Raw genomic sequence first — 26,217 nt, 5'->3', positions numbered from 1 at the left:
CTCTCCGCCGAAACGTGAACCTATCGTCACGCTTCAAATCACAACATACAAGGGTGGGTGTAGCCCTGCGCGTGCTAGACTTCACTTTCATACGATGGACGCTTCTCTGGAACGCCTTATTCACCTGCAGCAGGCCGATGTCGAAACGAAACAGCTGCAGCAATCCATTGCTGCTCTGCCGCGCCATCTCGCCGTCATAGAAGAAAAACTGCGCGCCCAAATGCAAGCTGTGGAGCAGGCTGACAAGGCCATTCAAGCCGAGGAAGCGAAGCGGCGCCGCCTCGAAAGCGACATCAAAGACCAGCAGCAGAAGGCCGTAAAATTTCGCGACCAATCCAGCAGCGTAAAGACCAACGAACAATTCCACGCCCTGCAGCACGAAATCTCCTTTGCTGAAAATGAGGTTCGCCGCATCGAAGACCAGGAACTGGAAAGCATGGAACGCAGCGAGCAGTTGGAGCGCGTCCGCACCAAAGCGCGCGAAGAGCTCGGCACGCACAAGGAATTTGTCGACCAGGAAAAAGAAATAGCCCGCAAGCAGACTGGTGAGCAACAGGCAAGGCTGGATGCGCTCAATGTAACCCGCATCGAGCTGCGCAGCCAGGTCGAAGCGGACCTGCTCGCCGACTACGACCGTATCGCCTCATCTCGCGGAACCGGCCTCGCCCGCGTCAAAGACCAGCGCTGCATGGCCTGCCAGATGTTTCTCCGTCCGCAGATGTGGAACCAGGTACGCGAAAACGACCGCATCCATTGCGAGAGCTGCGGACGCATTCTTTACTATGATCCCGCCTTCGACCCGCTCCCCGAACACGCGATTCCAGCCTCCGTGCGCAAAAAACAAGCCGGATCCGGAGAAGAAGAGATTTGAAGCGCATTGCCATCGATATGGATGAGGTGCTGGCGGACGCTCTCGGGGAACATATCATCCGCTACAATCGCGATCACGGCGAAGCCATCACCAAAGGAGATCTCGAAGGCAAATGGCTCTGGGAGATTGTTTCCGCCGATCGGCATGAGCGACTGGAGGGCTATCTTCGCTCCGAAGATTTCTTTGAAGATCTGCCGGTGATGCCCGAAAGCCAGCGCGTCGTAAAGGCCCTGACACAGAGATACGAAATCTTCATCGCAACCGGGGCCATGGAGTTCCCGAATTCCTTCGGCTCAAAATTCCGCTGGCTGCGCCGCCATTTCCCGTTTCTCCCGCCCAGCCATTTTGTCTTCTGCGGAGATAAGAGCATCATTCACGCCGACTACCTCATCGACGACCAGCCACTCCACTTCCGCCGTTTTTCGGGCACCGGCATTCTCTTCACCGCGCCCCACAATGTGCAGGTGAGGAGTGTTCGCCGTGTGGACGACTGGCTGGAAGTGGAGTGCCTTTTCCTCTAGCTCCGCCTTCTGCTCTCTTAGATCAGCCGAAGCAGCAACTGCCTTACTGGCTCTGCGCACCGCGCAAATCCAACCCCGACAGAGCCGCCTGTCCCGCCGCCGGCTGCCGCACGCCCGAAGTGGCGATCGTACGTGTTGCCGCCTGCTGCATATGCTGCAGATGCATGGTGACGATCAACGCATTCGCCGGTACGCTGCCGGCACACCGATATGAATGAGGAGTGCTGGCGTCGAAATAAACACTGTCTCCAGGCTGCAGCACATGTGTCTTATCGCCATGCCGGATGTTCAGCTCGCCATCCAGCAGATAAAGAAATTCGTGCCCCGGGTGAACATGGGGTCGCACTTCGACCGTCTTCTTTAGCGGCACAAATTCGGCATAGTAGGGATCAAGATGCCGGTCGGGAACCATGTATCCCAGAGATTCGAAGTAGTACGTAGGATCGTCGACCCCGGTCTGCGGCAGTCTTACGCGATCGCTCTTCTTGTGGATGCGAAAGACTGTATGTGGCTCAGACTCGAAGAAATACGAGAGATCCTTGCTGAAGACCATGGCGATGCGAGCCAGGTTGCGCAGCGTAGGCACAACTCTCCCGGTCTCCAATTGAGAAAGAAAGCTCGCCGAAAGTCCCGTATGGCGGCCTAATTCCACCAGCCCCATCGACTTCTTCAGCCGCAACCGCTTAATTCGTTCACCAATGTGCTTTTCGGCTATAAAAGACTCAGCGGTCGCCGGATCAATCTGCTTCTCTGATTCGCTTTTTCCAGGCATAGTTGGTTTCTCTCCACTAACCCTCTTTTTACTTCGATGCCCTGAACCTGAAGTCATGTTGCCGTCATTAAAATGTAATTTTATGTGGTGAAAGTTTTCGCCTTTGTTTTGCCACCAACATAAAAGTCTTCGCCTTCCGACTCCAAAAATCAAGAACAATGCGGTGAGCGATGGAAAATTCCGCCCGAATTCTGATCAGCGGCGCTTCCGGATTCATCGGCACATCTCTTGTACGTGCCTGCCGCGCTCGTGGATTTTCATTAACTCAACTTGTTCGTCAAACTACCGCCGCTACCACCCCGCAAATCGTGTGGGCACCTTATCAATCTCCGGCGTTACCAGATCGATTCCTGCTCGAAGGCTTCGACGCGGTCATCCATCTCTCCGGAGCCAACGTGGCTGCGCACCGCTGGACCGCAGCCTACAAAAAAGAAATCGTCGAGAGCCGCGTTCACACCACGCAGGCACTAGCTCGCCTGCTGTCGCAGCTCAAGCAGCCTCCGCGGGCATTTCTTTGCGCTTCAGCCACCGGCATCTACGGCGACCGCGGAGAGGAGCTGCTGACAGAATCCTCACCTGCCGGCACCGGCTTTCTCGCCGAAACCTGCGTCGCCTGGGAAGCGGCGACCCAGCCTGCAACTGGCATTCGCGTCGCGCATATGCGCTTCGGCGTTGTGCTCTCGCCCGAAGGTGGCGCACTGGCAAAAATGCTGCCGCTCTTTCGCATCGGCGCGGGTGGCCGTCTTGGCTCCGGGAAGCAATGGATGAGCTGGATCACACTGCCCGATCTGGTCAGCGCAATCTTTCATCTCCTTCAGGCGGAAATCAGCGGCACCATTAACTTCGTTGCTCCGACGCCCTTCACCAACGCGGAATTCACCCGCACTCTGGCAGCAGCCCTGCATCGGCCCGCAATCGTTCCAGCGCCCGCGTTTGCTCTCCGCCTGGCTCTCGGAGAAATGGCCGACGAAGCCCTCCTCGCCAGCCAGCGCGTTCTGCCGGATAAGCTGACGCAATCCGGATTCCGCTTCGAACATCCTGACCTGGCAACAGCGCTCCAGGCGTTGCTCAAAAAATCCACCTGACCGGGGTGCTACGCTGGTAAGGAATGGACCGGCGCGCGCGTGTATCTCACTTTGTCTTGATGGCTTTGGCCATCACCGTGCCGCTTTTCTCAGGCTGTGGCCTGGTGGCTCCGCCGCAAGCGCCGAGCCTTTACCTGCCGCAACCGCCCGGAGATCTCACCGCCTCGCGCACCGGGAACGACGTTCATCTTCACTGGACCATGCCTAAGCGAGCCATCGATCGCGCGCTGCTGAAAGGCGACCAGGACGCTCACATCTGCCGCAGCATAGCCGGAAGCCCCTGTGATTCAGCCGGGGACGCGAAGTTCGCTCCCGTCCTCCAGGCCGACTTCATCGATCACCTGCCTCCCGCTCTCGCCTCCGGATCGCCGCGCCTCATCACCTACACCGTAGAGCTTCGCAACCGTCACGCGCGCACCGCTGGCCCCTCGAATCCCGCGTACTCAGTCGCCGGAGCCGCGCCTGAAGAACCTGCAGCCTTCGCCGCCTATACACACGCCGACGGCATCGTGCTGCACTGGCAGCCTGCTTCCGGCAATGGCAACCTGATCCGGATACAGCGCGCGCTCGCACAGCCCCCGGTCAAACCCGGATCCGATAAGCTACGGCAAGGCGCCGAAGCGCCAGCGCAGCAGACACTCGAACTCAGCTATACCGCCGATCAAGACCCGGGCCGGGCCTATGACAAATCAGCCGCCTTCGACAAGACCTACCGCTTAACCGCGCAGCGCATAGCCGTCCTCAGTCTCCAGGGCCACAGCATTGAAGTGGCCAGCGTTCCAAGTCCGGCCGTTACGCTCGACGCACGCGACATCTTTCCGCCAGCGGTGCCCACAGGTCTTGTTGCCGTAGCCAGTCCCGACGAGCATGTCATCGATCTCTCCTGGTCGCCCAACACGGAAAACGACCTCGCCGGATACATCGTTTACCGTCGCGAAGCCGGATCATCCTCGAGCCCAACCCGCATCTCGCCGTCGGAACCTATCTCGGGCGCTGCCTTCCGCGACACGACGGCAAAGCCCGGAGTGAAATATACCTATTCCGTCAGCGCAGTCGATCAGGACAAGAACGAGAGTGCGCGCTCATCGGAAACTGAAGAATCCCTGCCACAGTAAGGAGTTGAATGAAATACTGCCGCTTCCAGTCTGACTTTGGCCCGCAATACGCAGAGGTCGCCGACCGCAACGGAACCCTCTGGATCGAGCGCCTGCTTCCGCCTCCGGAAGAAGACCCGTGGACAAAATATTCCGGCGAAGCTCAGATCGATCCCATCCCGCTCGAAACCGCCACTCTGCTGCCGCCCGTTATCCCCTCCAAGATCGTCTGCATTGGCCGCAATTACCGCGAGCACGCCGCCGAGCTCGGCAACGAAGTCCCAAAAGAACCGCTGCTCTTTCTCAAAGCGCCGTCCTCGCTCATCGCCCATAAGCAACCGATACACATTCCGCCCATCTCGCAGCGCGTCGACTTTGAAGGCGAGCTCGCCATCGTCATCGGCAAGCGCTGCTCAAAAATCGGCCCCGACGAAGATGTTCGCCAGCACATCCGCGGCTATACCGTCGTGAACGATGTCACCGCTCGCGATCTGCAAAAGACCGACGGCCAATGGTCGCGCGCCAAAGGTTTTGACACATTCTGCCCCACCGGCCCGGTGATCACAGATGAAATTGATCCGGACTCAGGAATTCAGGTTCAGACTCGCCTGAACGGCCAACTGAAGCAGGACGGCAACACCCGCGACCTGATTTTCACAATCCCATTTCTGTTGCGTCACATCACCGCAGCTATGACACTGTTTCCCGGAGACTTAATTCCTACCGGAACCCCGGCGGGCGTTGCCCCCATGCAGTCCGGCGACACGGTGGAAGTCACGGTAGAAGGCATCGGAACACTCTCAAACCCGGTAATCGTGGGATAATCGAATCGGCATCGCTGCCTGCACCGCCGCATCTAATGAAGTGATGCCCTGCGTGTCAGGCCCGAAATCAGGAGGAAATATGTCAAAGTCTCTGCTCCAGCAGCTCCGCGAAATGACGGTTGTCGTAGCCGACACCGGCGATATTGAAGCCATTGAAAAAGCCAAGCCGCAGGACGCGACTACCAATCCGTCGCTTATCACCACTGCCGCGCAGATGCCGCAATACCAGTCCATCGTCGATGGCGTTCTGCTTGATGCGCACAAGCAGCTCGGCGACAGCGCAACCGACAAAGATGTAGCCAACCTCGCCTTTAAGCACCTGGCCATCGAATTCGGAAAGAAGATTCTGGCCGTCATCCCAGGCCGCGTCTCTACAGAGGTCGACGCCCGCCTCTCCTATGACACCGAAGGCACCATCAAAATGGCGCACGACATCATCGGCCTCTATGAAGGAGCCGGTATTTCTCGCAAGCGCATCCTGATTAAGATCGCCTCCACCTGGGAAGGTATCCGCGCCGCCGAGCAGTTGGAAAAGGAAGGCATCCACTGCAACCTGACCCTTCTCTTCGGCTTGCACCAAGCCATCGCCTGCGCCGAAGCTGGCGTGACCTTGATCTCGCCCTTCGTCGGCCGCATTCTCGACTGGTACAAGAAAGACACTGGCAAGGACTACAAGGGCGCTGATGATCCCGGCGTTCAGTCCGTCACCAAGATTTACAACTACTTCAAGAAGTTCGGCTACAAGACAGTCGTCATGGGCGCCAGCTTCCGCAACACCGGCGAAATCACCGAATTAGCTGGATGCGACTTGCTGACCATCTCGCCGCAGCTGCTCGGCGAGCTTGATTCCACCCAAGGCGATCTGCCGCGCAAGCTCGATCCGGAAAAAGCGAAGAGCCTCGAGATCGAAAAGCTCACCATCGACAAGGCGACCTTCGACAAGATGCACGAAGCCGATCGCATGGCCCACGACAAGCTGAAAGAAGGTATCGAGGGCTTCAGCAAAGCGCTCGAAAGCCTCGAACAGCTTCTCGCCAAGCGCCTCGCCGAGCTGGAATCCCGCGAATCGAAGCTCGTAAGCGCCGACTGAACCTGAGCTTCATCACTTAACAAACATCATCACTTAACAAAAGAGGCAGCCTTCTGGCCGCCTCTTTCGTTTTCACCCTCGAATTGATTAAGCCGCATTAACTTAGAGCATCAAAAAAAGCCGTCATCCTAAACGCATCCAATCAATCTTCAATTTAGCGCAAACCCGATAATAAAAGCCGTCATCCTGAGCGCAGCGCGCAGCGCGAAGTCGAATGGACCCGCACGAACAAAGTTCGTGCGAAGCCGAGCAAGCTCGGCCCCTTTAACATCTGACAGCCGCAACAACCCCGGGTGCCCCATCCTTTCGCGCCGTTGCGAAAGGGTGGGATTGAATCACATCCACGTCAACGCAACCACTCTAGGGTGCCCCATCCTGAGGCGAAGCCGAAGGGTGGGATACCAACATCACTCCAACCTTAACAACTGCATCGGCTCCACAGAAGCCGCCCGACGCGCCGGCAAATAACAAGCCAGCAACGCCGCCACCAACAACACAAACCCCACAATCCCAAACGCAGAAAAATCCATAGCCGACACACCAAACAACATTGACCGCATCGCTCTCCCCACAAAATAAGCGCCCACCAGACCAAGCCCCATGCCAACGCAGGCCAGAATCACACCCTCTTTCAAAATCAGCGTCACTACCCGATTCCGAGTGGCCCCCAGCGCCATGCGCAAGGCAATCTCATGCGATCGCTGCGCCACCGAGAAGGCCATCACGCCATAAATGCCCAGCGCCGCCAGCAGCAACGCCACAGCGGCGAAGCTCGCAAACAGAATCAGCGTGAATCGGTCGTTGGCCAGCACCTCATCCCGCACGGCATCCAGTGTCTTCGGGTCTGCGACGGCAATCTGCGGATCGACCGAGTGCACAGCAGCAGAAACACTGCGCAACATCGACAAAGGATCTTCCTGTGTGCGCACAGCAATACCCGCGCTCGGCCACGGAATCTGCCAGAACGGTATCTCCATCTCCGGGTAATCTTCGCGGAAGCCGCGCGACCGCACATTGTGGAAGACGCCAACAATTTGCCACTCAATCGGTGGCCCCAGCTTCGTCACGCCGGGAATCAACTGCTCCACCAGCACCCGCTTCTGCAGCGGATCGACGCCCTTCAGATATTTGTTGACGAACTCTTCATTCACCACCGCCACCTTCACACTCGACGCCGTGTCCTGGTCGTTCAGGAAGCGTCCCTTCACCAGTCGTATCCCGAAGGTCTGAAAATAATCCGGCGTCACCATGCCGAACGAGGTATTCGGACGCTGCGAAGGATCGGCATACGTCGGCTTATCCGCCAGCGCAAACGGCATGCCAAAGCCAGCGCCTTCGAGCGGCAACCCCGTCTCTGCCGAAGCATGCATCACGCCCGGAACGCCTTCGATCGCGGAAACAATCTGCCTGTAATACGCAACAATGCGTTCAGGATCTTTCGGCCGTGAATCCGGAACCGAGAGATAGAAAGTCAGAACATGATCCGTCTTCACCCCAAGATCCACCCGCTGCAGATTCAGGAAGCTGTGAATGGTCAGCCCCGCGCCCGCCAGCAGCGCCAGCGCCAGCGTAAACTCGCCCACCACCAGAATCCGCCGCAGGCGATGCCGCCCCATTCCCGTGCCCGAACGTCCCCCTTCTTTCAGGGTCTCCGCCGGGTCGACCCTTGAGGCATACCATGCCGGAATACACCCGAACGCAAGACCGGCCAGCGTCGTCGCCGCCAAAGTAAAAATCAAAATGGGAAAATTCAGTGTGAGATTCGCTTCGCTCGGCAGCGTGCCTTCCGGCATCACGACCATCAGCCCGCGCAGCATGGCATAGCCGGTGCCGATGCCAAGCAGACCACCAAAGAATGCCAGCAGCAGGCTTTCAGTCAAAAGCTGCGTAAAGATCGTCTTCGGCGTAGCCCCCAGCGCGCTGCGCACGGCAAGCTCCTTCTGCCGCGTCATGCTTCTGGCCAGCAACAGGTTCGCCACATTCACGCAGGCGATCAGCAGCACAAAAGCAACCGCTCCCAGCAGCAGCCACAGCGTAAGAATGCGCTCGCTCGGCAGGAAATCATTCTTCAGAGCATCCACAAATGAGCCCCAGCCCTTGTTGCTCTTCGGATATGCCGCGGCGATATTCTTCGTCACGCGATCCATATCCGCCTGCGCCTGCTTCATCGTGATGCCCGGCTTCAGCCGCCCCATCACCAGCAGCCAGTGGAAATCATGGTTGATCTGCTCCGGCTTGAAGACCAGCGGCACACTCAGCTGCGCGGGCCAGCGGTCATACAATCCTGTCGGAAGCACGCCCACCACGGTGTAAGGTGCGCCGTCCAGCTGCATCGTAGTTCCAATAATCTTGGGATTGCCGCCCAGCTTGAGCCAGAGTCTGTGCGTCAGGATGATGACATGATCTCTGCCATCCTGTCCTTCCTCCGGCAGGAAATTACGGCCCAGGAAGAAAGGCAGACCCTGCATGCTCAGAAATCCGGGCGTCACCCGATTGCCCGGAATAAACTCCGGCTGATCTTTGGTCGCGATGTTGAACGAACCGCCCGTCCACGCATTCAGATCCTGAAATGCAGTACTCTGCTGCTTCCAGTCGAGGTAATCACCCGCCGACACGCCATTGTGAAAGCCCTGAATCTTAGACCACACCATCACCAGCTGCTGCGGCTGTGGATAGGGAAGCGGAGCCAGTAAAGTCGCGTAATCCACCGTAAAAATGGCGGTATTTGCGCCAATTCCGAGAGCTAATGTCAGCAAAACGGTAATTGTCAGCCCGGGATTCTTCAGCAGCATGCGCACACTGAAGCGAAGATTCTGAAGCAGGTTCGACATAACCCTCCTGATCTACCGCGGAGTTACTGCAATGACGACCGCCCTGGGGATGTGCTCGAGAATATTTGACTTCTCAACACGAAAGGCATCTACGAACACATTCGTAGCAATCGGCAGACCACTTCCTCGCGCTTGCTAACCAGCTTATTTCCTATGATTTACGTGATCCCTTTTGTCCCCGGCTTACTCTCAAAGCGTCCGGAATCGATCAAATGCGCCCGATTCCGGACAGCGCTAAGACACGAGCGTCCGCGTAGCCAGATTCACCGTCACCCTGTCGTCCGGAGTCTTCGTCGTCGTGCCGTCCGACTCAGGATGGTACTCAATCCGCATCGTCTGCGCATTCACCACCACTCGCAGGTAGCCGTAATTCGTATCGTCATAGCTGTTCAGCGTCAGCGTGTCATCGATTGGATACGGCGTCCGAACCGGGTTGCCATTCGCATCCGTCTGCAGCTTCGACAGAGGGGAATGCCCGCCATTACCGGCAACGAGATACGGAATCGACATGGCATTCTCCGTCCGCGTATACCGCTGGTAATTATGCGAGTGCCCGGAGAAGACCGCGTGCGGCCAGAATCCCGCGCCCTGCGCGCAGGCATCGATATCGGCGGACAGATTTGGACTGGGCATGTGATTTGTCCCACCCGTGTACGGCGGATGATGTACGGCCACAATCACCGCCCCTGCATACTTCTCCGTCTTGCATCGCCCTAACGCGGCCTTCAAAAAATTCAGCTGCACATCAGTGACACCCGCCCTTGTCCCGCCCTCGCTCGAAATCACTCCCGGGTCTTCGAGCACATTCGAGTACACGCCCAGTATTCGCACGAAAGGCGCGTCAAAGGTGAAATACACTCCTGGGGCAGTCACCGCCGTACGCAGCAATGCCCCCGCGTCGGGTGAATTCACCGGAGTCGCCGCGCAGAAGTTGCGCAGAAAGGCATCGAGCGAGGATGCTGTATCGCCCGAATACACCAGCCCATCGTGGTTGCCGGGAATGGCAATGATTGGCCCGGGATATTCGCGGTACGGCTCGTAAAACTGGTCGTAGTAATACTTCGCTTCACCAAAGCTGTAAACCACATCTCCCAAGTGAAAGAAGAACGACGGCACATCGGCAGCATTCGATTCCGTAAAGTCCGCAACCATCTTGTCGGAGACCTCGTTCTGCGTCGAAGGCCCTTTTACGCTGCCGGTATCGCCGACCGAGTGAAAGACAATTTGTCCCGCCTGTTGAATGGCTTTGGTTTTCGCCGCGCCCTGATCGCCATACACCTCCGCCAGCGTGAGAACAGGTTCTGCAGCTCCGTCACGCGCCGTAGGAATAGCCTGCAGCAGCTTGTTGTTGACCTTGTTGTAGAGGCCGTTGTCAGAAGGATGTGGCGTCTTGAACGACGTCGGGTCAGGGGTAGGCTGCGGTTGCGCGAACACCGGCTGATCGGTACTGCTGGGCGTAGGAGCTGGTTTGGGAGTGTGACGAGCGGGTTTGTGCGAACGGGTTGGCTTGGATGGATGCTTTGAGGAAGTCTGCTTTGCCATGAGCTATGTCCTTCCGGTGTAGACACGCAACTCAGAATACGCCCGTTCAATAGTGGGAATCACCAATGGAAGCGTTTCAAAGAAAAAACATGTTGTCCTCGCAATGTCGCTCTGCGAGTGCTAACCATTATGGGTGGAATCAAATAAGTATCTTGCGTTATGAAACGAATTCATTCATTTGTAATCCATACGTAGTATGCGGCTCCTCACCAGGGCAGCATCGAAGGAAACGTGCGCTTCCGGTGAACGAGAGGGAGGGTTTACGTGATTCCTCAGGATCATGCACTGCGCCAGTTCTTTCATGATGTCGTTGCCGCTTGCTACAGCGAGCATGTTGGAATCAACGACCGCGAAGTAACGACCTACATTGCCGATCTGCTGACTGATTTCAGCATCTCTGATCGGCTTTATCCCATCCATGACCATGAAGGCCGACTGGTAAAGGAAGTGGGGGACATGCTGCTCGCCTCCGATCCCGTTCTCGGCACCGCTCCCTCCTTTGACGCCGAGCGCGAAATCCGCAAACACATCGGCGACTACACGCTCTTCTGCACCGGCATGTATCCGGAATCGGTCCATAAGTGGCGCGAGAACGAAAACGCCAACCTTTACGACATGATTCGCGCCGGCAAGGAGAGCTATTACATCGTCTCGAAATTCGATGTCTTCGAGTACGCGGTCGAAGCTCCATTATTCGGGCGGCTCTCGGAAAAGTTCGAGAGCTGCATGTATGGCCTCAACCAGGTGCGCAGCGAGCTCGAACGAAAACTCCCCAGCTCACTCTCCGGGCAAAACAAGCCGAAGTTCTTGATGTAAATAGAGAGCCATCTCACCGGGTGCCCATTCTGAGCGCAGCGAAGGGTGGGGTCCATAATCATCCAGCACCGCCTAAACGCCCGGGTGCCCCATCCTTTCGCGCTTTTTGCGAAAGGGTGGGATTACGAAGACATGTTGCCTCTTGCATCAAATCTCCAAAGACAGAGACCAGGCAGGAAGTCGTCATTCTGAGCCGCAGGCGAAGAATCCCCAATCAGCTTGGATTGAGATTCCTCCACCCTTCGGTCGTCAGAATGACGGCGGTGTATAGCTACTACAGAAAAAAATGCTCTAAATGTCCATTGAAGAAGTAAAAAGGCCGCTGCAAGCAGCGGCCTTTCGCTTAAGCGGCAAGTCCTCAGACCTGCATAATCTCAGCTTCTTTTTTCTTGCTCATCTCATCCATGCGTTTGATCTCTTCATCCGTCAGCTTCTGAATCTCCTCGAGCGAGCGCTTCTCTTCATCCTCTGAGATCTTCTTATCCTTCGAAGCCTTCTTGATCAGATCGTTTCCATCGCGCCGGATATTGCGCACGCCGGTCTTATGCTCTTCCAGAACCTTGTTCAGGTGCTTCACCACCTCGCGGCGGCGCTCCTCCGTCATCGGTGGAACCGGAACACGCACAACCTTGCCGTCATTCTGCGGATTGAAGCCAAGATCGGAAGTGCGCAGCGTCTTTTCGATTTCGCTGATGATGCTCGCATCCCACGGCTGAATAACGATCATGTTCGCATCCGGCGTCGTCAGCTGTGCTATCTGGTTCAGCGGCGTTGGCGTGCCGTAGTAATCCACCCTTACCTGGTCGAGCATCGTCACCGCAGCGCGGCCCGTGCGCGTCGACGCCAGGTTCGCCTGAAAATCCTGCACAGCCTTATCCATGCGGGACTTCAGCTGCTGATGTATATCCTTGAGCGCCGGGATTCCGGCCATCGCTGAAACTGCCATGATTCATTCTTCCTTTAATTACGACTCAAAACCCGTATTTTACTTGGTTGAAGGAAACCGCGTCATCCCGCGGCCGCGGAAACATCGCTGAACCAAAGAAATTACGTGCGCCCGTGCGAGAGATGAATGCCAAAGGCCGCCGACACGTGGCTTAACTCCGCCTGGATCTTATCCCATTCCGAAAGGGTTTTCGGGTCCAGTTGCATGCCGCGTATCAGCCGCTCAATCTCCTGGGCATTGCTGATCGTCGTCTCTACGGCCACGTCTCCCTTGCGGGTCTTCTTGAATTCGTTCAGCATCGAGTCCGTCTGCTTCTCGAAACTGGCTACCAGGCTCTTCGCGTCTTTTTCCTGGCTGGTACGCCGAATCGCGCTCTTCTTAAGAGCTGCGTCAAAGTTTTCCCGAAACGACTTGGAATCTTCCTTCAGATTCCGCATCAACGCTTCCACATCCCGATCGCTCACGCGCGATTGTGCCTGTGCGGCACCAGTGTGAAAAAGGCTCATCAGAGCCAAAAAAACTACAGTGAACCAGCGCGACAGCGCGGAACGCTTTACATTCATCCATGTCTCCTGTGAACCGTTAGTCCGGTAATTCTGATCCAACGGCAACGACGGTCTATCTCTTAAGAATATTTGTTCCTGCGAATAGATGCCATTACCCTTATCTTTCAATCGGAGAGAAAGTGATTTCGGCCAAACGCGTCCCCATCCAGTTCCACTCCGCCACGCTGCTGCTCACCATCGACCTTATCGGTACCTTTGTCTTCGCCGTCGAAGGAGCTTCCGCCGCCGTTCAGGCCAATCTCGATATCCTGGGCCTGATGGTACTCGGTTTTGCCACTGCCCTCGGCGGAGGCATTATCCGCGATGTCCTCATCGGCGCCATCCCTCCGAACTCCATCCGGGACTGGCGCTATCCTGCTGCCGCATTTATCGGTGCCGCCGTCGTCTTTCTTCAAAGCAGCTTCGTCAACCGTGTTCCTGCGCCGCTCATTACCACCCTCGATGCCGCCGGACTGGCTCTTTTTGCAGTTGCCGGAGCCGCCAAAGCTCTCGATTACAACATCCACCCGTTCCTGGCAGTCCTCATGGGCGGAATCACAGGGGTAGGCGGAGGCACCATCCGCGACGTCCTTCTCGCCCGCATTCCTTCCGTCCTTCGCTCAGATGTCTACGCCGCCGCCGGCCTGGCCGGAGCAATCGCTATGGTCCTCGCGCTGAAGCTCAAGCTGCGACCAGCCATCGCGACCACCCTTGGCATCGTCGTCTGCTTCACGCTGCGCATGGTAGCCGTCCACCAGCATTGGAACCTGCCCAGAGTCATGAAGCACTGATCAAACGTTTCGTCGTCGGCACCCTTCCCGGCGCGCCTCACTAAGTAACACATTCCATATGACAAAGTTGTCGTGATCGCCGCCGCCGATGCAAACAAATCTGGGTTTTGAGATGAGGACCGGCGATCAGACCGGCGACTAAGTCAACGAGCCTCAGGGGGCTTTTAGCCCTGCCGCCGAGCAGAGTCGGCGCGCACCAAACGAACGAATCAAGGCTTTAGGGTAGAAGCACCGGCCTTCAGGCCGGTGACAAAACAAAATCCCTAGGGGCTTTAGCCTCGGCCCTCCAAAAAGCTTGTCAAGCCCCCTCGACACCAAAATATTTCTAAACCACACAAACAAAAGGAAAGATAGCTGCTCACAGTTGGCAGAGTATTTCCCCCTAAATTGCTATCATTGAATATAGAGAACTTCTAAAACGTCGAAACGGGCTGAAAATTCGGACCCCCGGCTAAGTGATTGAAAACACTAGAACGCAGTAAACCGCTTTAGATTCAAGGGCATAGCAGGGGATGATCCCCCGCTAAGTGATTGAAAATAAACAAATCCCCACAAGGTGGGGAGGGGGAGGGGTACCCTCCCGTCTTGCGTGTTAAGCTAGCGATCTGCAAAACTGGCATCAGTTCTCCATATGATTCGTCACTACCTCGTCAAAGGCCGCGTGCAGGGCGTGGGCTTCCGTTGGTTCGTCCATCGGGAAGCCGCAGCGTTGCGACTCCGGGGCTGGGTACGCAATACCGAGGACGGCCATGTGGAGGTAGTTGCCGCCGGTGAGCCGGAAGATCTTGCCGCACTGCGCAGTGCGCTTGATCGCGGATCGCGCGGCAGCCGCGTCGACATCATCATCGAGCATTTGCTCGATGACTCGGAAGACAAAGACCTTGGAACATTTCAGATTGAAGGAGCCTGGTGAAACCAGATATGAACCATTCATTTGACTGCGAGCCGTTGAAGGCGCTCGTCCGCACCGTTCCCGATTTCCCCAAGCCGGGCATTCTCTTCTACGACATCACCACGCTGCTCAAGGACAAGCTCGGCTTCGCGCAGATGATCGACGCGCTTGCCGTCCATTACATCGGCAAAGACATCGACCTCGTGCTCGGTATCGAAGCGCGGGGCTTCATCTTCGGCCCTGCTCTCGCCTACCGCCTCAATGCTGGATTTGTCCCCGTCCGCAAGCCGCGCAAGCTGCCCGCTGAAGTGGCGCGCGTGACATATGACCTTGAATACGGAAGCGATTCGCTCGAAATTCACCTCGACGCCATTGAGCCCGGACAGAAGGTCGTCATCGTCGACGACCTGCTTGCGACAGGTGGGACCATGGAAGCGACGGTAAAGCTGGTGCAGCAGCTGGGCGGCCACATCGCCGGACTGGGCTTCGCCGTCGAACTCGACTTCCTGAAAGGCCGCGAAAAATTTAAGGAATACGACGTATTCAGCCTTCTGCACTACAACGAATAGCTGACTTTGAATCAATGACACATAAAAATGCGCGGATAATCTCCGCGCATTTTTGTCTCTACTTGCGATGCTCCGCTAGAGAAAAATAGTTAAGCTCGCCCTCGCACAAAGTGCATGATCACTGAAATGACCGCAAAAATCAGCAGTAAGTGAATGAAAAATCCCGCAGTGTGAAAGACCACGAAACCACCGACCCACGCCAATACCAACACCAACGCAATGACCAGGAACATATGTTTATTTCTCCTCTTTCCAATGGCGTTCGATGATTCTTTCTGCAGGAATGGTTGGACGCGTGGAGAGTGCTCAGCGAAATACTCCACGCGCTCTCAGCCTTAGGCAGCTTCTGCCTTCAGGTTCACTTTCTTCGCGACTTTAGTTAGCTTCTGGTCAGCGGATTTCTCTTCTTCCAGTGTCTCTTCAAGAAGCTTTGCGATTTCAGTTTCACCCAGCAGTTCAGCGTAAGTGCGTGCCGAGCCGTAAGCAGCCATCTCGTAGTGTTCCACTCGCTGTGCAGCCGAAATCAGGCCAGCGTCGACAACGTCCGCTTCGCCGCCGTCCTTAATGCGCTCTTCGCCTTCCTTCAGCAGGCCCTTCATGCCTTCGCAGGGCTTGCCTTTGGAGCTTTCCTTAAGCTGCTTGAATATCGTATCCAGGCGTTGAATCTGACCTTCAGTTTCCTGCAAATGGGTCTCGAAAGCCTTCTTCAATTCCGGACTGGTCGATGCCTTCGCCATCTTCGGCAATGCTTTCGTAATCTGCGTCTCAGCAGAATAGATGTCCTGCAGTTCTTCCAGCAGAAGCTCCTTCATAGTTGTTAATTTCATGACATACCTCGGTTACAGAAACGATTGACGAACACTAAGTGAGATGCAATCGGTGTCTCATCAAGAGTGAATGGAAGAAACTCTTATTCCATACGCTGGCGAGTTGCCTGACTCGCCCAGGAAAACTAAGATTACCGCCAATGCGTTGCTCTATTTTCTCCATCTCGCTTATCTTCGGCGCGCTCGCTCTTTCTCCCCTCCGGGCGCAGGTCATGCAGAGCATGAACTACGACGAAGAGCTGCGGCACGCCAATTCGCTCGTCGCCGGAACCACAGCCGAGGACATTTCACACCATGTCCACTACGATCTGAAGCTCTACGATCAGGAGGGCCATGAAAGCACAGCGACTTACGATATCTATCGCGATCCGCTGCTCTATCAGCGCGTAGAGATCAAAGCGGCTGACTACAATCTCACGCAAGTCGACTATCTGCACGACCATAAGAGCTGGCTGCAGACCTCCGGATTCAAGCCGCTCAAGATCACCGACTTCGAGCAGGCAGTCGATGTTCCCCAGGCAGCCATCAAACGCTTCGCGAATGAAGGCATGAGCGACATTATGCAGCCCGAGGAGCTCGAAGGCGCGCCGCTACTGTGCGCCAACGACAACGATGGAACCGCCATCTGCTTCAACCCGTTCATCCATCTCTTCGCCTACGCGCAGATGTTCAACCGCACCATCATGTACGATCAGTGGCTGCCCATCGGCACGCACAGCGTTCCCGGCAACATCCGAATCTTCGAGGATAAGAAGCTGCTTGTCGAAGCCACAGGAACTGTCGAGGCGGTGGACAAGTTTCCGCCGCACTTCATGCAGATACCCGAGACGCCATCGCAACCCGATCCGGCAAAGGCGCACAAGATAGTGAGCTATAAGCCGATGGATATCTCACAAATGCGCTATGGCAACATCCAGATTCACATCTTTGTGGATGAGCAGGGAAAAGTGACGAAGGCAGAGATCGTCGATTCCGACGACAAGCATCTTGAGGGCATCGCTCGTAAGTTCGCGCGCAGTCTCGTCATGCAGCCACAGATGCAGAACGGCGCACCCGTGCCCTACGACACGATGATCTACCTGGAGTATTATCCGCAGCCTTAACAGCTATACTTCGCGCACCCGCAGCGTATCGTCTGCCTTCAGATAGCCTTTACGCCGGAACCAATCTTCCATCGCTGGCTGAAGCCGGTCGAGCGGCACGCGATATCCAACCTCGAGCAAGCCATCGGCAATCGGCAGCGTGTCGTCGAAGACCGCATCGTTCGTGAAGTTACGCATGGCGAAGTTATCGATCCATGCAATCGGACAGGGCCGCATCTCCCCGTCCTTCGTGACACTCTCGACCTGCAACTTGCGCGCAAACATGCCAATCTACCTTCGCGCCTTCGGGCCCGCCGCGCGCACCTCTTCCGGTGCGTCGAACTGGGCGAAGTTATCCTCGAACTTCCCGGCCAGCATTCTCGCCTGTTCGTCATACGCCTGCTTGTCCGTCCAGGCATTGCGCGGATGGAGCAGCTCTCCGGGCACATCCGGACAAGAAGTGGGAATCGACAGCCCAAAGGCATCTTCCGTGACGTACTCGGCCTTTGCCAGCCGTCCATCGAGCGCGGCATGCACAATCGCCCGCGTATGTTTGAGGCTCATGCGCTTACCCACTCCAAAGCCACCGCCCGTCCAGCCGGTATTCACCAGCCAGCACTGTGCGTCGTGTTCCCGCAAGCGCCGACCCAGCATCTCCGCATAAACGCGCGGAGCCAGCGGCAGAAACGGCGATCCAAAGCACGCGGAGAACTCCGGCACCGGCTCGCTGCCCAATCCCGCTTCAGTCCCCGCCAGCTTCGCCGTATAGCCTGAGAGGAAGTGATACATCGCCTGCCCCGGCGTGAGCTTCGCAATCGGCGGCAGCACCCCAAAGGCATCCGCCGCGAGAAAGAGCACATTCTCCGGGTGCCCACCAACGCCGGGAATCACCGCATTCTCGATGAACTCGATCGGATAGGCAGCCCGCGTATTCTCCGTGTAGCGGATATCGGTATAGTCCGGCACCCCGGTTCGCGGATCGATGACGACGTTCTCCAGCACTGATCCGAAGCGAATCGCATGGTAGATCTGCGGCTCTTTTTCTTCCGAAAGATCGACACACTTGGCATAGCAGCCGCCCTCAAAGTTGAAGACGCCTGCGGGGCCCCAGCCATGCTCGTCATCGCCAATCAATCGCCGCAGCGGATCCGCCGAAAGCGTTGTCTTGCCTGTTCCTGAAAGCCCGAAGAAAAGCGCAGTCTCGCCACTTTTGCCAATGTTGGCTGAGCAGTGCATCGGGAAAACATCGCGTCCGGGCAGCAGGTAGTTCATCACGCCGAAGATCGACTTCTTCATCTCGCCCGCATATTTTGTGCCGCCGATCAGAATGATCTTCCGCGTAAAGTCAGCCAGGATGAATGTGCTCGACTTGGTTCCATCGCGCTCTGGTACTGCTTCGAATTCAGGCGCCGCAATCACAGTGAACTCGGCAACATGATTGCCCAGCTCCGAAAGTTCCGGACGCACAAAGAGCTGCTTCACGAAAAGCGCATGCCACGCATACTCAGCGATCACGGTAATCGGCAGTCGATACTGCGGATCGGCTCCGGCATATAGATCCATCACATACAGATCGCGCTCCGCCATATGCTTCACCGCGCGATCAAGCAGCGCCTCAAACTTTGCCGGGTCGAAACGCTGGTTTACCTTGCCCCAGTCCACGCGACCGCGTGTTTGCTCGTCCTCAACCGTAAATTTATCTTTTGGAGAGCGTCCCGTACGTGCGCCCGTCAGCGCTACCAGCGCGCCATTGTCCGCAAGACTGCCCTCGCCCCGCGCAATCGCAGCCTCAACCAGCTGCGGGGTCGACAGATTCCGGTGAACATGCGGTCCCTCGGTGAGAATTTTGAAGCTGGTCGCCAAAGTGGCAGCTCCCATTGATTTGCTCCTCGTTCGCTTCTTGAGCAAACCGTTTATTCTGCCATCCAGCACAGTAAAATGGCAAAAAAACACACCCACGGCTATCCCGTTTCACCCAAGACGGCTTACCAGGGATTGTAAGAAACAGGTATCTTTCCGACATATACCTTGAATCACTAGGTATAATTCTTGCCAATGACAGCGCGCGAAACGAATCCGAATTTTATGAATGGCGTCCCGGAACTTTTAATCCTCAAGTTGCTCCAAAAAGAGGAGATGTATGGCTACGAGATCGTTCAAGCCCTCAGAAATCGTACCGATGCGGTGATTGCAGTTGGCGAAGGCGTGGTCTATCCGGTACTGCATTCTTTGGAGCGCGATAAAGCATTGAAGTCGCGGCGCAAAATTGTCAATGGCCGTAGCCGCATCTACTACATGATCACGCCTGCAGGATTACGTCGATTCGCGGATTTATCGGAAACCTGGACCAATTTGGCTGTTGCAATTCAACAGATGCTGACAGGAGCGCAATATGACAAAGCCTTTTCATGAACTTCGCGAACGTCTGCTGCAAGCTGGCATCGCGCCCCGGCATGTGCGGCGTTATCTGGCAGAGTTGGCTGATCATCTAGCCGATTTGACGGCAGAAGAAGAACGTGCCGGGCGCAGGCGGACGGATGCGGAATCTATTGCGCAGGCTCGACTTGGCGGCGTGAATGATCTCGCCAAAGCCATGATCCAGCAGCGCAATCTCCAGTCCTGGTCCGCTCGGGCACCATGGGCGACCTTCTGTCTCGTCCCACTCATCTTTCTGGCTGGGGCGTGGTTCGTCTCCTTGCTCATTTTGTCGTCGGGTTGGCATATTTTTCTGCCTGGAGCCGATACGCCTTTCGGCGGTCACCAGATATATGGGTTCGCAAATTTATATTTTCAACTTGGCAAAGCGATCTACTTTGTGCGCCGCTTCTAAGCGGCTGGATCATCGGCATCATCGCCTTTCGCCAAAGACTTTCTGCGGTTTGGCCAATGATAAGCCTGGTCTTGCTCGCGTGGCTTGGTGCAATTGTCCGTATTCGCGCTAGTCGCTCAGCCTTCCCCACTAAAATTGGTCATATCAGTATGGGTCTTGCTCTCGGATCTTCGTTCCATGCTGAGAATCTACTTTATGCATTGTTGATTTTCTCACTCGCAATGTTTCCTTTACTCATTTTGCGACTGCGAATGGGGCGCCCTTTTTCCGCTTAAGCGCAGTCCGCTTTGTTGTTCTTGGACATGATGCCTGAAAGCAATGTCTTCGCCAGCTTATCCGCAAGTGTATTCACCGGGGTCACTGGATACGCCTGGCAGGCAATCTTCATGCTGACCAGCCCATGCACGGCAACCCATGCCATTTCTGCCAGGACAAATGCGCCCGCATCCCTTTGCCGTATCTCTGCAATCGTTTTCACCAGAAGTGCAAAGAGCCTGCGACCGGCCCCATCCTCGCCTTCGATGGAACCCTCGCGTAAAAGAGCGTCGCTGAATTTTTTATTCGACATCAGTGCCAGCCGGTACATGCCCGGATCGCTCGCGGCAAAATCAGCGTATCTGCACAAAAAGAGACGAAATCGCTTTTGCGGATCTTTGATTTTCGCCACCGGCGCAATGGCATCGTGCATCGCCTGAAAAACCTCCAGGCACAGGTCGCGCGCGATGGCATCCCTGTTCTCGAAATACAAATAGAGCGTGCCTGGAGCATATTCAACCGCATCCGCAACGCGACGAATCGTGAGCGCCTCCATCCCTTCCGCTACAACAATTTCACGTGCCGCATCAAGAATGCGTCGACGCAGATTCTCTTTCTCGCGCTGACGCCTCTCGGAAACACCCATAATTTTCTTTGACTCCTTTTCGGATTATCGAACATCATTTGGAATATGAACATCGTTCATTCATAAAAATGTTGTTCACAAGAAAGGCTTTTCATGGAAACTGTAGCACTCATCGGCGCGTCAGGCGGTCTCGGCAAGTTCATTGCTGCCGAACTCAAAGCGAAAGGCCAGCCATATCGTGTCATCGGGAGATCAGAAACCTCGCTCCGTGCCACCTTTGGGGACGATCCACTCGCTACCATTGCCACATGGGACCCGGATTCTCCAGCTTCCATCCAGAAGTCGCTCGCTGGCGTCGATACCGCCATCTATCTTGTCGGCGTCAATTACTGGCAGTTCGAACTTCATCCGCAGCTCATGAAAAAGACTCTCGATGCAGCTGTTGCCGCTGGAGTAAAGAAGGTTCTTCTCATTGCCACCGTCTATCCCTTCGGCATCCCGCAAAGTAAGCTCGTGAATGAAGGCCATCCCCGCCAGCCTCACACCTTCAAGGGCCGCATGCGTAAGGAACAGGAAGACCTGGTGCTGGCAGCTCACACCAGCGGTTTGATACAAACCGCCATTCTGCGGCTGCCGGACTTCTACGGTCCCGGCATCGACAGAAGTTTCCTCTGGAGCGCCTTTCAGTCCGCGAAATCAGGCAAGCGCGCCCAGCTCATCGGTCCGATCGATACTCCGCATGAGTTCGTCTTCCTGCCCGATGCTGCCGCCACCGTCGTCCGCCTTATCGACGAGCCAAAGGCATGGGGAAATACCTGGAACCTTGCCGGGGCGGGTGTCACCTCCACGCATGCCATGGCCGATGAGATATTCGCGCAGGCGGGACGCAAGCCAAAATATATGGTTGCAGGCAAAACGATGCTTCGTATCTTCGGCCTTTTCAATCCCGTGGTGCGCGAGCTGGTCGAGATGCATTACCTTCAAACGTCACCTGTCATCATGGACGATAGCCGCCTCAAAGACCTGCTCGGTGAACTGCCAAAAACGCCCTATAAAGAGGGCATTCGGCAGGTTCTTGCCTCCATTTAGGTATTCGAATTCTTTCCGAAAGTGCAATAATGAAGTCGGCTGTCAGACTGCCGCTCAAACTTTCTGCCGATTTCCGCAAAGGTGAACCATCCAGACCGCGCGCAGGAATTCTCCAGACGGGTACGAGAAGATTCAAGGAGCTTAGATATGACTGGAGATCTGCTACTCACCTGCAGCGATTGTGGACAGGAATTCACCTTCACTGCTGCCGATCAGGAATTTTTCCGTGAACGCGGCTATTCTGCGCCCAAACGGTGCAAGCCTTGCCGACAGGCAAAGAAAAACGAGCAAGGTGGAGGCGGCGGCGGTGGTGGGTACGGCGGTGGGGGCGGCGGCGGTTACCGCGCGCAGACACAGGGCACTTCCGTCATCTGCGCCGGCTGCGGCCAGCAAACCACGGTTCCGTTTGAGCCCCGCGGCGACCGTCCCGTCTTCTGCAAGAGCTGCTACCAGGCGCAATCCGGCGGCGGTAATGACAGAAGGCCACGCGGCGGAAGACGCTACTAGGAAATTTGTAAGCAAACAAAAAAGAGCCGCTTAAAGCGGCTCTTTTTTTATACAGCTTCTCTCTTATGGAACGGGTTGAGCGTCATTCTGAAGCTCATTTGTTGCCGGAAGAGTCGGCAGCTTGCTCGTATGTCCCGCCTCCCGCAACACCACATCCAGGTGCTCCAGCACCTCATCCACGCTCATCGTGTACATTTCACGGCCATTATCGTAGCCGGATTCCACCGCCTGCTTCAAATAATGGCCGGCAATCTGAGCCGCCAGCTGGTCGGTGATGACATTCCCCGTCCGTTTCTTCTGTTCCACCCATGCCGTGCAGGGCATGGCAATCCATAAGGGACGCTTGTTCACTTCAAAACGGACATCGACTGCATCCGCATGGCGGGTAGCAATGGCTACGATATTTGCCTTCCAGCGGCAATGGAGATCCTCGCCGGTCCAGCGATCAGTAACGTGAAAATCTTCGTACATGGCTGCTTTTAGCGTATACGGCTGTCGCTCTGGTATCAAGCCTGAGGCGAAAATGCATATTCGTACATTTCCAAACAAATTTTTCGCTACATCCTGCGTCCAATAGTTGTCTCGCAAGCAAGAGAGACCCAAAGAAGCGAAGGAGTTCAGTTAAAGTGACACAGTCTTCTCAAAATTTGCGGTTGCTGGAGGACAAGCTGCGCCAGCAACAGGCTATCTTGGAACATTCCATGGTGACGGCCGTGCAAGAAGGCCGCCAGACCAATACGGACGATATCCAGGATGCCGCCGACCAGGCAGTCTCTTCCTATCAGAAGGAATTGCTCTTTACACAGGGAACCAACGGACACAGCCAGATCGGCCTTATTCGACTCGCTCTTGAGCGCATCCAGGAAGGCAACTATGGCGAGTGTTTGCATTGCAGCACGACCATCGGGGCAAAACGCCTCGAAGCACTGCCCTGGACTCCCTACTGTATCGACTGCCAGGAAAAAATTGAGAACGGAGAGATTGAGGACTCCGTTCGCGCGGCTTAAACTTCCCTAAACCGGCAGGACGCGCATCGCGGGTCCTGCTGCCTACCCCAAAATCCTGCTTCCCATAGAAATGCGAGTGGAGTATATTCACTCTCACATAGAACTTCGAGGGAAGACAGGAGATCGTTGTGAGCTGGAGAAGATTTTTTCAGCGCCCCCACTGGGATAACGAATGCGCGCAGGAACTGGAAGCGCACATCGCCCATGAGATAGACGAGAATCTCGCGCGAGGCATGGATGCGAATGAGGCACGTCGCGCCGCTTATCTCAAAGTTGGTAACCCGGTTCGCGTACGTGAGCAGATTTGGCGCAACAACAGCTTCCTGCTGCTCGAACATTTTCTGCGCGACCTGCGCTATGCCTTTCGCACCCTAAGCAGAAACCCCGGCTACGCTCTGGTCGCTATACTCACGCTCGGTCTCGGCATCGGCGCGAACACGGCCATCTTCAGCGTTGTAAACGGCGTGCTGCTTCGCCCGCTCCCCTTTGCAGATGCGGGACGCATTGTGCACCTGCAACAAAAAGCTCTCAAGGTAAGCTCCGATCCCTTCGGCTTTTCCGTACAGGAGATTCGCGATTATCGCGAGCAGGGAACAGTATTTTCCAGCCTGGCCGAATACCATTCCATGACCTTCACCATGCTCGGAACCACCGTTCCGGAGCGGGTGGGGACGGGCGTAATCTCCGCCAATTTCTTCGATGTACTAGGCGTTAAACCGCTGGTAGGACGTCTGCTCACTGCGGCGGATGAAACCATGACTGCGCCTCCCGTCATGGTCCTGAGCTATGAATACTGGATGAAAGAATTCGGCGGCGACAAGAAGGTGATCGGCCGCTCTTTCGAACTGAATGATCGGATGCACACCGTCGTCGGCATTCTGCCGCCGCTGCCCGCCTATCCAGGTACCGACGACCTTTACATGCCGACAACCTCATGCCCCTTCCGCTCCGGCAAGGACATGATTGCCAACCGCGGCGACCGCATGATGGAGGTCTACGCCCGCATGAAGCCCGGCGTCACCTCCCAGCAAGTGGCAGACAATCTCCAGACCATCGCCACCCGTCTTCAGATGGCCTATCCGCGCGATTACCCGCAATACTCCGGCTTTACCGCAGAGTCCGTTCCCATAGAACGCGAACTGACGCACGCTGCACGCCCAACCTTCCTCACATTGCTTGGAGCCTCGGGGCTCGTTCTTCTGCTCGCCTGCGCGAATCTGGCGAATTTCGCCCTGTCGCGTCACCTGGGACGCTCGCGCGAAACCGCTGTTCGTCTGGCTACGGGAGCAAGCCGCGCACAGATCTTCCGCCAGTTGCTCACCGAGAGCCTGCTGCTGGCTTCGGCAGGCGGAGTCCTGGGTATTCTCATTGCCCTCGCCGGTTCTCGCCTTCTGGTCGAATATGCCTCAAGAATGACGCCTCTCGCAGGCGAAGTGCACCTCGACGGCTCTGTGCTTCTTTTCGCTGTCGCAACTTCGCTGCTGGCTGGAGTCATCTTCGGAGTCTTGCCCTGCCTCATCGCCAGTCGCATCCGCATCGACTCCTTGCATGATTCAACCCGCACCACCGGCAGCGGAGGCAACATGCGCACGCGGAACGTCCTGGTCGCGTTCCAGGTATCTCTCTCCGTCCTTCTGCTCATTGGCGCAGGACTCATGGTGCGAAGCCTCTACAACCTGCTGACTGTCGACCCCGGCTTCAAAACGCAGAATGTTTTGTCCATGGCCGTCAATCTCAACTGGACCAAGTACAAGGCGCAGGAATCGAGAAACGAGTTCTACCGCCAGGCAATGGAGCGCGTACAGAGCATGCCTTCCGTTACCGATGCAGCGGTGAGCATGACCGTTCCCCTCAATGGCGACATGGGCTCCATGCAGAGCGGTATCCAGATTCAGGGTCAGCCTGTACATCCCGGCGAGCCCGTACCGCAGGCGGATTTCCGCGTCGTCACCGCCGGCTATTTCCGCACCCTCGGAGTACCCGTTCTTAGCGGGCGAGCTTTTCTCGACAGCGATACGAATCACTCACCAGCCGTCGCCATCGTCAACGATCTGATGGCACGTCACTATTGGCCGAACGAATCGCCGATCGGCCACCACATCTCCACCGATGAAGGAAAGACATGGACCACCGTCGTCGGCGTCGTCAGCAATGTCCGGCAATATGGGTTGGATAAAGGCTCAGTCTACGAAGCCTACTTCCCGCTGGAACAAAACTCGCTCATGAGTTCCCACATGCTTGTGCGCACTCAAGGCAATCCGACTCAATTGGCAAACCAGATCGTACGCGCCATCCACGACATCGATCCGCAACAGCCTGTCACTGACATCAAAACGCTGGCGCAGATGCGTGAAGCACTTCTCGGCACGCCGCGCGTAACCGCCATGTTATTGGGAGGCTTTGCCCTGGTCGCGCTGTTTATCACCATCGTTGGAGTAAGCGGCACGCTCGCGCTCTTTGTCTCCCGCAGCACGAAAGACATCGGCATTCGCATGGCTCTCGGAGCCACACGCGAAGCCATCCTGCGTCATATTCTCTATCGCGGCATGGCGCCCGTCCTCATCGGCCTCGGCATCGGAGTTGTCTCCGCCTTTTTCTGCACCCGCGCGTTGGCCGGAATGCTCTTCGCCGTCAAAGCCACCGATCCTTCGACATTCGCGGCGATCGGATGTCTTCTTGCCGTGGTGGCGCTCATTGCCTGCTGCATTCCCGGTCGACGCGCCGCCCGCATCGACCCCATGAAAGCACTGCGCATGGATTAGAGCAGTTTTCGATGCAGTCAACCGGCATAAAAAACGTCATTCTGAGCGTAGCGAAGAATCCCCAGCCATGTTGGTTTGAGATT

General features: G+C 56.2%; 28 protein-coding genes. 17 read left to right on the top strand and 11 right to left on the bottom strand.

Features of this window, described 5'->3' with window-relative positions:
* A partial coding sequence (locus GSQ86_RS18760; protein ID WP_216841207.1) for a zinc ribbon domain-containing protein occupies positions 1-871 on the top strand: 871 nt, incomplete at its 5' end.
* The gene (locus tag GSQ86_RS18755; RefSeq protein WP_371720681.1) at positions 868-1,392 is read left to right on the top strand and encodes a 5'-3'-deoxyribonucleotidase; all 525 of its coding nucleotides are present in this window, start codon (positions 868-870) and stop codon (positions 1,390-1,392) included. The genes GSQ86_RS18760 and GSQ86_RS18755, both read left to right, overlap by 4 nt.
* Positions 1,393-1,435: 43 nt before the next feature.
* Here the strand turns inward: GSQ86_RS18755 and GSQ86_RS18750 are convergent, their stop codons facing one another.
* A complete protein-coding gene (locus tag GSQ86_RS18750; RefSeq protein WP_158751714.1) occupies positions 1,436-2,164 on the bottom strand; it encodes a helix-turn-helix domain-containing protein in 729 nt (242 codons plus the stop codon).
* A gap of 170 nt (positions 2,165-2,334) precedes the next feature.
* Here GSQ86_RS18750 and GSQ86_RS18745 point away from each other — a divergent pair, with 170 nt between their 5' ends.
* The 4 genes from GSQ86_RS18745 (at position 2,335) to GSQ86_RS18730 (ending at position 6,257) form a co-directional block, all read left to right on the top strand.
* Positions 2,335-3,249 (top strand): TIGR01777 family oxidoreductase, encoded by a 915-nt coding sequence (locus GSQ86_RS18745; RefSeq protein ID WP_158751712.1) that lies wholly within the window; start codon positions 2,335-2,337, stop codon positions 3,247-3,249.
* Positions 3,250-3,272: 23 nt separating this feature from the next.
* Complete coding sequence (locus tag GSQ86_RS18740; RefSeq protein WP_216841206.1) at positions 3,273-4,364, top strand: fibronectin type III domain-containing protein; 1,092 nt, start codon at positions 3,273-3,275, stop codon at positions 4,362-4,364.
* An 8-nt stretch (positions 4,365-4,372) separates the two neighbouring features.
* The gene (locus GSQ86_RS18735; RefSeq protein WP_158751709.1) at positions 4,373-5,167 is read left to right on the top strand and encodes a fumarylacetoacetate hydrolase family protein; all 795 of its coding nucleotides are present in this window, start codon (positions 4,373-4,375) and stop codon (positions 5,165-5,167) included.
* A gap of 79 nt (positions 5,168-5,246) precedes the next feature.
* The gene (locus GSQ86_RS18730; RefSeq protein WP_158751707.1) at positions 5,247-6,257 is read left to right on the top strand and encodes a transaldolase; all 1,011 of its coding nucleotides are present in this window, start codon (positions 5,247-5,249) and stop codon (positions 6,255-6,257) included.
* A 407-nt stretch (positions 6,258-6,664) separates the two neighbouring features.
* On the opposite strand, the gene GSQ86_RS18725 is transcribed toward GSQ86_RS18730, so the two are convergent.
* Positions 6,665-9,088 (bottom strand): ABC transporter permease, encoded by a 2,424-nt coding sequence (locus GSQ86_RS18725; protein ID WP_158751706.1) that lies wholly within the window; start codon positions 9,086-9,088, stop codon positions 6,665-6,667.
* A gap of 234 nt (positions 9,089-9,322) precedes the next feature.
* A complete protein-coding gene (locus tag GSQ86_RS18720) occupies positions 9,323-10,630 on the bottom strand; it encodes a metallophosphoesterase (RefSeq protein ID WP_158751704.1) in 1,308 nt (435 codons plus the stop codon).
* Between the two features lie 264 nt (positions 10,631-10,894).
* Between GSQ86_RS18720 and GSQ86_RS18715 the strand changes: the two genes are divergently transcribed.
* Positions 10,895-11,446 carry a hypothetical protein gene (locus GSQ86_RS18715; RefSeq protein WP_158751703.1) on the top strand — a complete coding sequence of 184 codons (552 nt, stop codon included), beginning with the start codon at positions 10,895-10,897 and terminating at the stop codon, positions 11,444-11,446.
* Positions 11,447-11,804: 358 nt separating this feature from the next.
* On the opposite strand, the gene frr is transcribed toward GSQ86_RS18715, so the two are convergent.
* Both frr and GSQ86_RS18705 read right to left on the bottom strand, forming a co-directional pair.
* Positions 11,805-12,392, bottom strand: a complete 588-nt coding sequence (gene frr / locus GSQ86_RS18710; RefSeq protein ID WP_158751701.1) for a ribosome recycling factor — start codon at positions 12,390-12,392, stop codon at positions 11,805-11,807.
* A gap of 101 nt (positions 12,393-12,493) precedes the next feature.
* Complete coding sequence (locus tag GSQ86_RS18705) at positions 12,494-12,955, bottom strand: hypothetical protein (protein ID WP_158751699.1); 462 nt, start codon at positions 12,953-12,955, stop codon at positions 12,494-12,496.
* Positions 12,956-13,077: 122 nt separating this feature from the next.
* Here GSQ86_RS18705 and GSQ86_RS18700 point away from each other — a divergent pair, with 122 nt between their 5' ends.
* The 3 genes from GSQ86_RS18700 to GSQ86_RS18690 all read left to right on the top strand — a co-directional run bounded on the left by GSQ86_RS18700 (position 13,078) and on the right by GSQ86_RS18690 (position 15,189).
* Positions 13,078-13,728 (top strand): trimeric intracellular cation channel family protein, encoded by a 651-nt coding sequence (locus tag GSQ86_RS18700; protein WP_174239994.1) that lies wholly within the window; start codon positions 13,078-13,080, stop codon positions 13,726-13,728.
* A 631-nt stretch (positions 13,729-14,359) separates the two neighbouring features.
* Positions 14,360-14,641 (top strand): acylphosphatase, encoded by a 282-nt coding sequence (locus tag GSQ86_RS18695; protein WP_158751697.1) that lies wholly within the window; start codon positions 14,360-14,362, stop codon positions 14,639-14,641.
* An 8-nt stretch (positions 14,642-14,649) separates the two neighbouring features.
* Entirely contained in the window at positions 14,650-15,189 is a 540-nt protein-coding gene (locus tag GSQ86_RS18690) for an adenine phosphoribosyltransferase (RefSeq protein WP_158751695.1), read from the top strand.
* Between the two features lie 89 nt (positions 15,190-15,278).
* On the opposite strand, the gene GSQ86_RS18685 is transcribed toward GSQ86_RS18690, so the two are convergent.
* Positions 15,279-15,422 (bottom strand): lmo0937 family membrane protein, encoded by a 144-nt coding sequence (locus GSQ86_RS18685; RefSeq protein WP_158751693.1) that lies wholly within the window; start codon positions 15,420-15,422, stop codon positions 15,279-15,281.
* Positions 15,423-15,524: 102 nt separating this feature from the next.
* Positions 15,525-16,016, bottom strand: coding sequence for a ferritin-like domain-containing protein (locus tag GSQ86_RS18680; RefSeq protein WP_158751691.1), 492 nt, complete (start codon positions 16,014-16,016; stop codon positions 15,525-15,527).
* Between the two features lie 140 nt (positions 16,017-16,156).
* Here GSQ86_RS18680 and GSQ86_RS18675 point away from each other — a divergent pair, with 140 nt between their 5' ends.
* Entirely contained in the window at positions 16,157-17,119 is a 963-nt protein-coding gene (locus tag GSQ86_RS18675) for an energy transducer TonB (RefSeq protein ID WP_158751689.1), read from the top strand.
* Positions 17,120-17,122: 3 nt separating this feature from the next.
* On the opposite strand, the gene GSQ86_RS18670 is transcribed toward GSQ86_RS18675, so the two are convergent.
* The gene (locus GSQ86_RS18670; protein ID WP_158751687.1) at positions 17,123-17,383 is read right to left on the bottom strand and encodes a hypothetical protein; all 261 of its coding nucleotides are present in this window, start codon (positions 17,381-17,383) and stop codon (positions 17,123-17,125) included.
* A gap of 6 nt (positions 17,384-17,389) precedes the next feature.
* Positions 17,390-18,976 (bottom strand): phosphoenolpyruvate carboxykinase (ATP), encoded by a 1,587-nt coding sequence (gene pckA, locus GSQ86_RS18665; protein WP_158751685.1) that lies wholly within the window; start codon positions 18,974-18,976, stop codon positions 17,390-17,392.
* 177 nt (positions 18,977-19,153) lie between these two features.
* Here pckA and GSQ86_RS18660 point away from each other — a divergent pair, with 177 nt between their 5' ends.
* A complete protein-coding gene (locus tag GSQ86_RS18660; protein ID WP_158751683.1) occupies positions 19,154-19,510 on the top strand; it encodes a PadR family transcriptional regulator in 357 nt (118 codons plus the stop codon).
* Entirely contained in the window at positions 19,491-19,928 is a 438-nt protein-coding gene (locus GSQ86_RS18655; RefSeq protein ID WP_158751681.1) for a hypothetical protein, read from the top strand. Before GSQ86_RS18660 ends, GSQ86_RS18655 begins: the two co-directional genes overlap by 20 nt.
* Positions 19,929-20,199: 271 nt before the next feature.
* Here GSQ86_RS18655 and GSQ86_RS18650 read toward each other — a convergent pair whose 3' ends face one another.
* Positions 20,200-20,829: a TetR/AcrR family transcriptional regulator gene (locus tag GSQ86_RS18650; RefSeq protein ID WP_158751680.1), complete on the bottom strand. Its 630-nt coding sequence runs from the start codon at positions 20,827-20,829 to the stop codon at positions 20,200-20,202.
* A 93-nt stretch (positions 20,830-20,922) separates the two neighbouring features.
* Between GSQ86_RS18650 and GSQ86_RS18645 the strand changes: the two genes are divergently transcribed.
* Together GSQ86_RS18645 and GSQ86_RS18640 are read left to right on the top strand one after the other, a co-directional pair.
* Entirely contained in the window at positions 20,923-21,858 is a 936-nt protein-coding gene (locus GSQ86_RS18645) for an NAD-dependent epimerase/dehydratase family protein (RefSeq protein WP_158751678.1), read from the top strand.
* A gap of 147 nt (positions 21,859-22,005) precedes the next feature.
* Positions 22,006-22,365 carry a zinc-ribbon domain containing protein gene (locus GSQ86_RS18640; RefSeq protein ID WP_158751676.1) on the top strand — a complete coding sequence of 120 codons (360 nt, stop codon included), beginning with the start codon at positions 22,006-22,008 and terminating at the stop codon, positions 22,363-22,365.
* A 63-nt stretch (positions 22,366-22,428) separates the two neighbouring features.
* On the opposite strand, the gene GSQ86_RS18635 is transcribed toward GSQ86_RS18640, so the two are convergent.
* Entirely contained in the window at positions 22,429-22,836 is a 408-nt protein-coding gene (locus GSQ86_RS18635) for a hypothetical protein (RefSeq protein WP_158751674.1), read from the bottom strand.
* A 155-nt stretch (positions 22,837-22,991) separates the two neighbouring features.
* Here GSQ86_RS18635 and GSQ86_RS18630 point away from each other — a divergent pair, with 155 nt between their 5' ends.
* On the top strand, positions 22,992-23,372 hold the full coding sequence (locus GSQ86_RS18630) for a TraR/DksA family transcriptional regulator (RefSeq protein WP_254062490.1): 381 nt from the start codon (positions 22,992-22,994) through the stop codon (positions 23,370-23,372).
* A gap of 128 nt (positions 23,373-23,500) precedes the next feature.
* Positions 23,501-26,134, top strand: a complete 2,634-nt coding sequence (locus GSQ86_RS18625; protein ID WP_158751672.1) for an ABC transporter permease — start codon at positions 23,501-23,503, stop codon at positions 26,132-26,134.
* The last annotated feature ends 83 nt before the right edge of the window (positions 26,135-26,217 follow it).

Source organism: Acidobacterium sp. S8, assembly GCF_009765985.1.
In the GTDB taxonomy this organism is placed as follows: Bacteria; Acidobacteriota; Terriglobia; order Terriglobales; family Acidobacteriaceae; genus Alloacidobacterium.
This window is presented reverse-complemented; position numbering and strand designations above follow the sequence as displayed.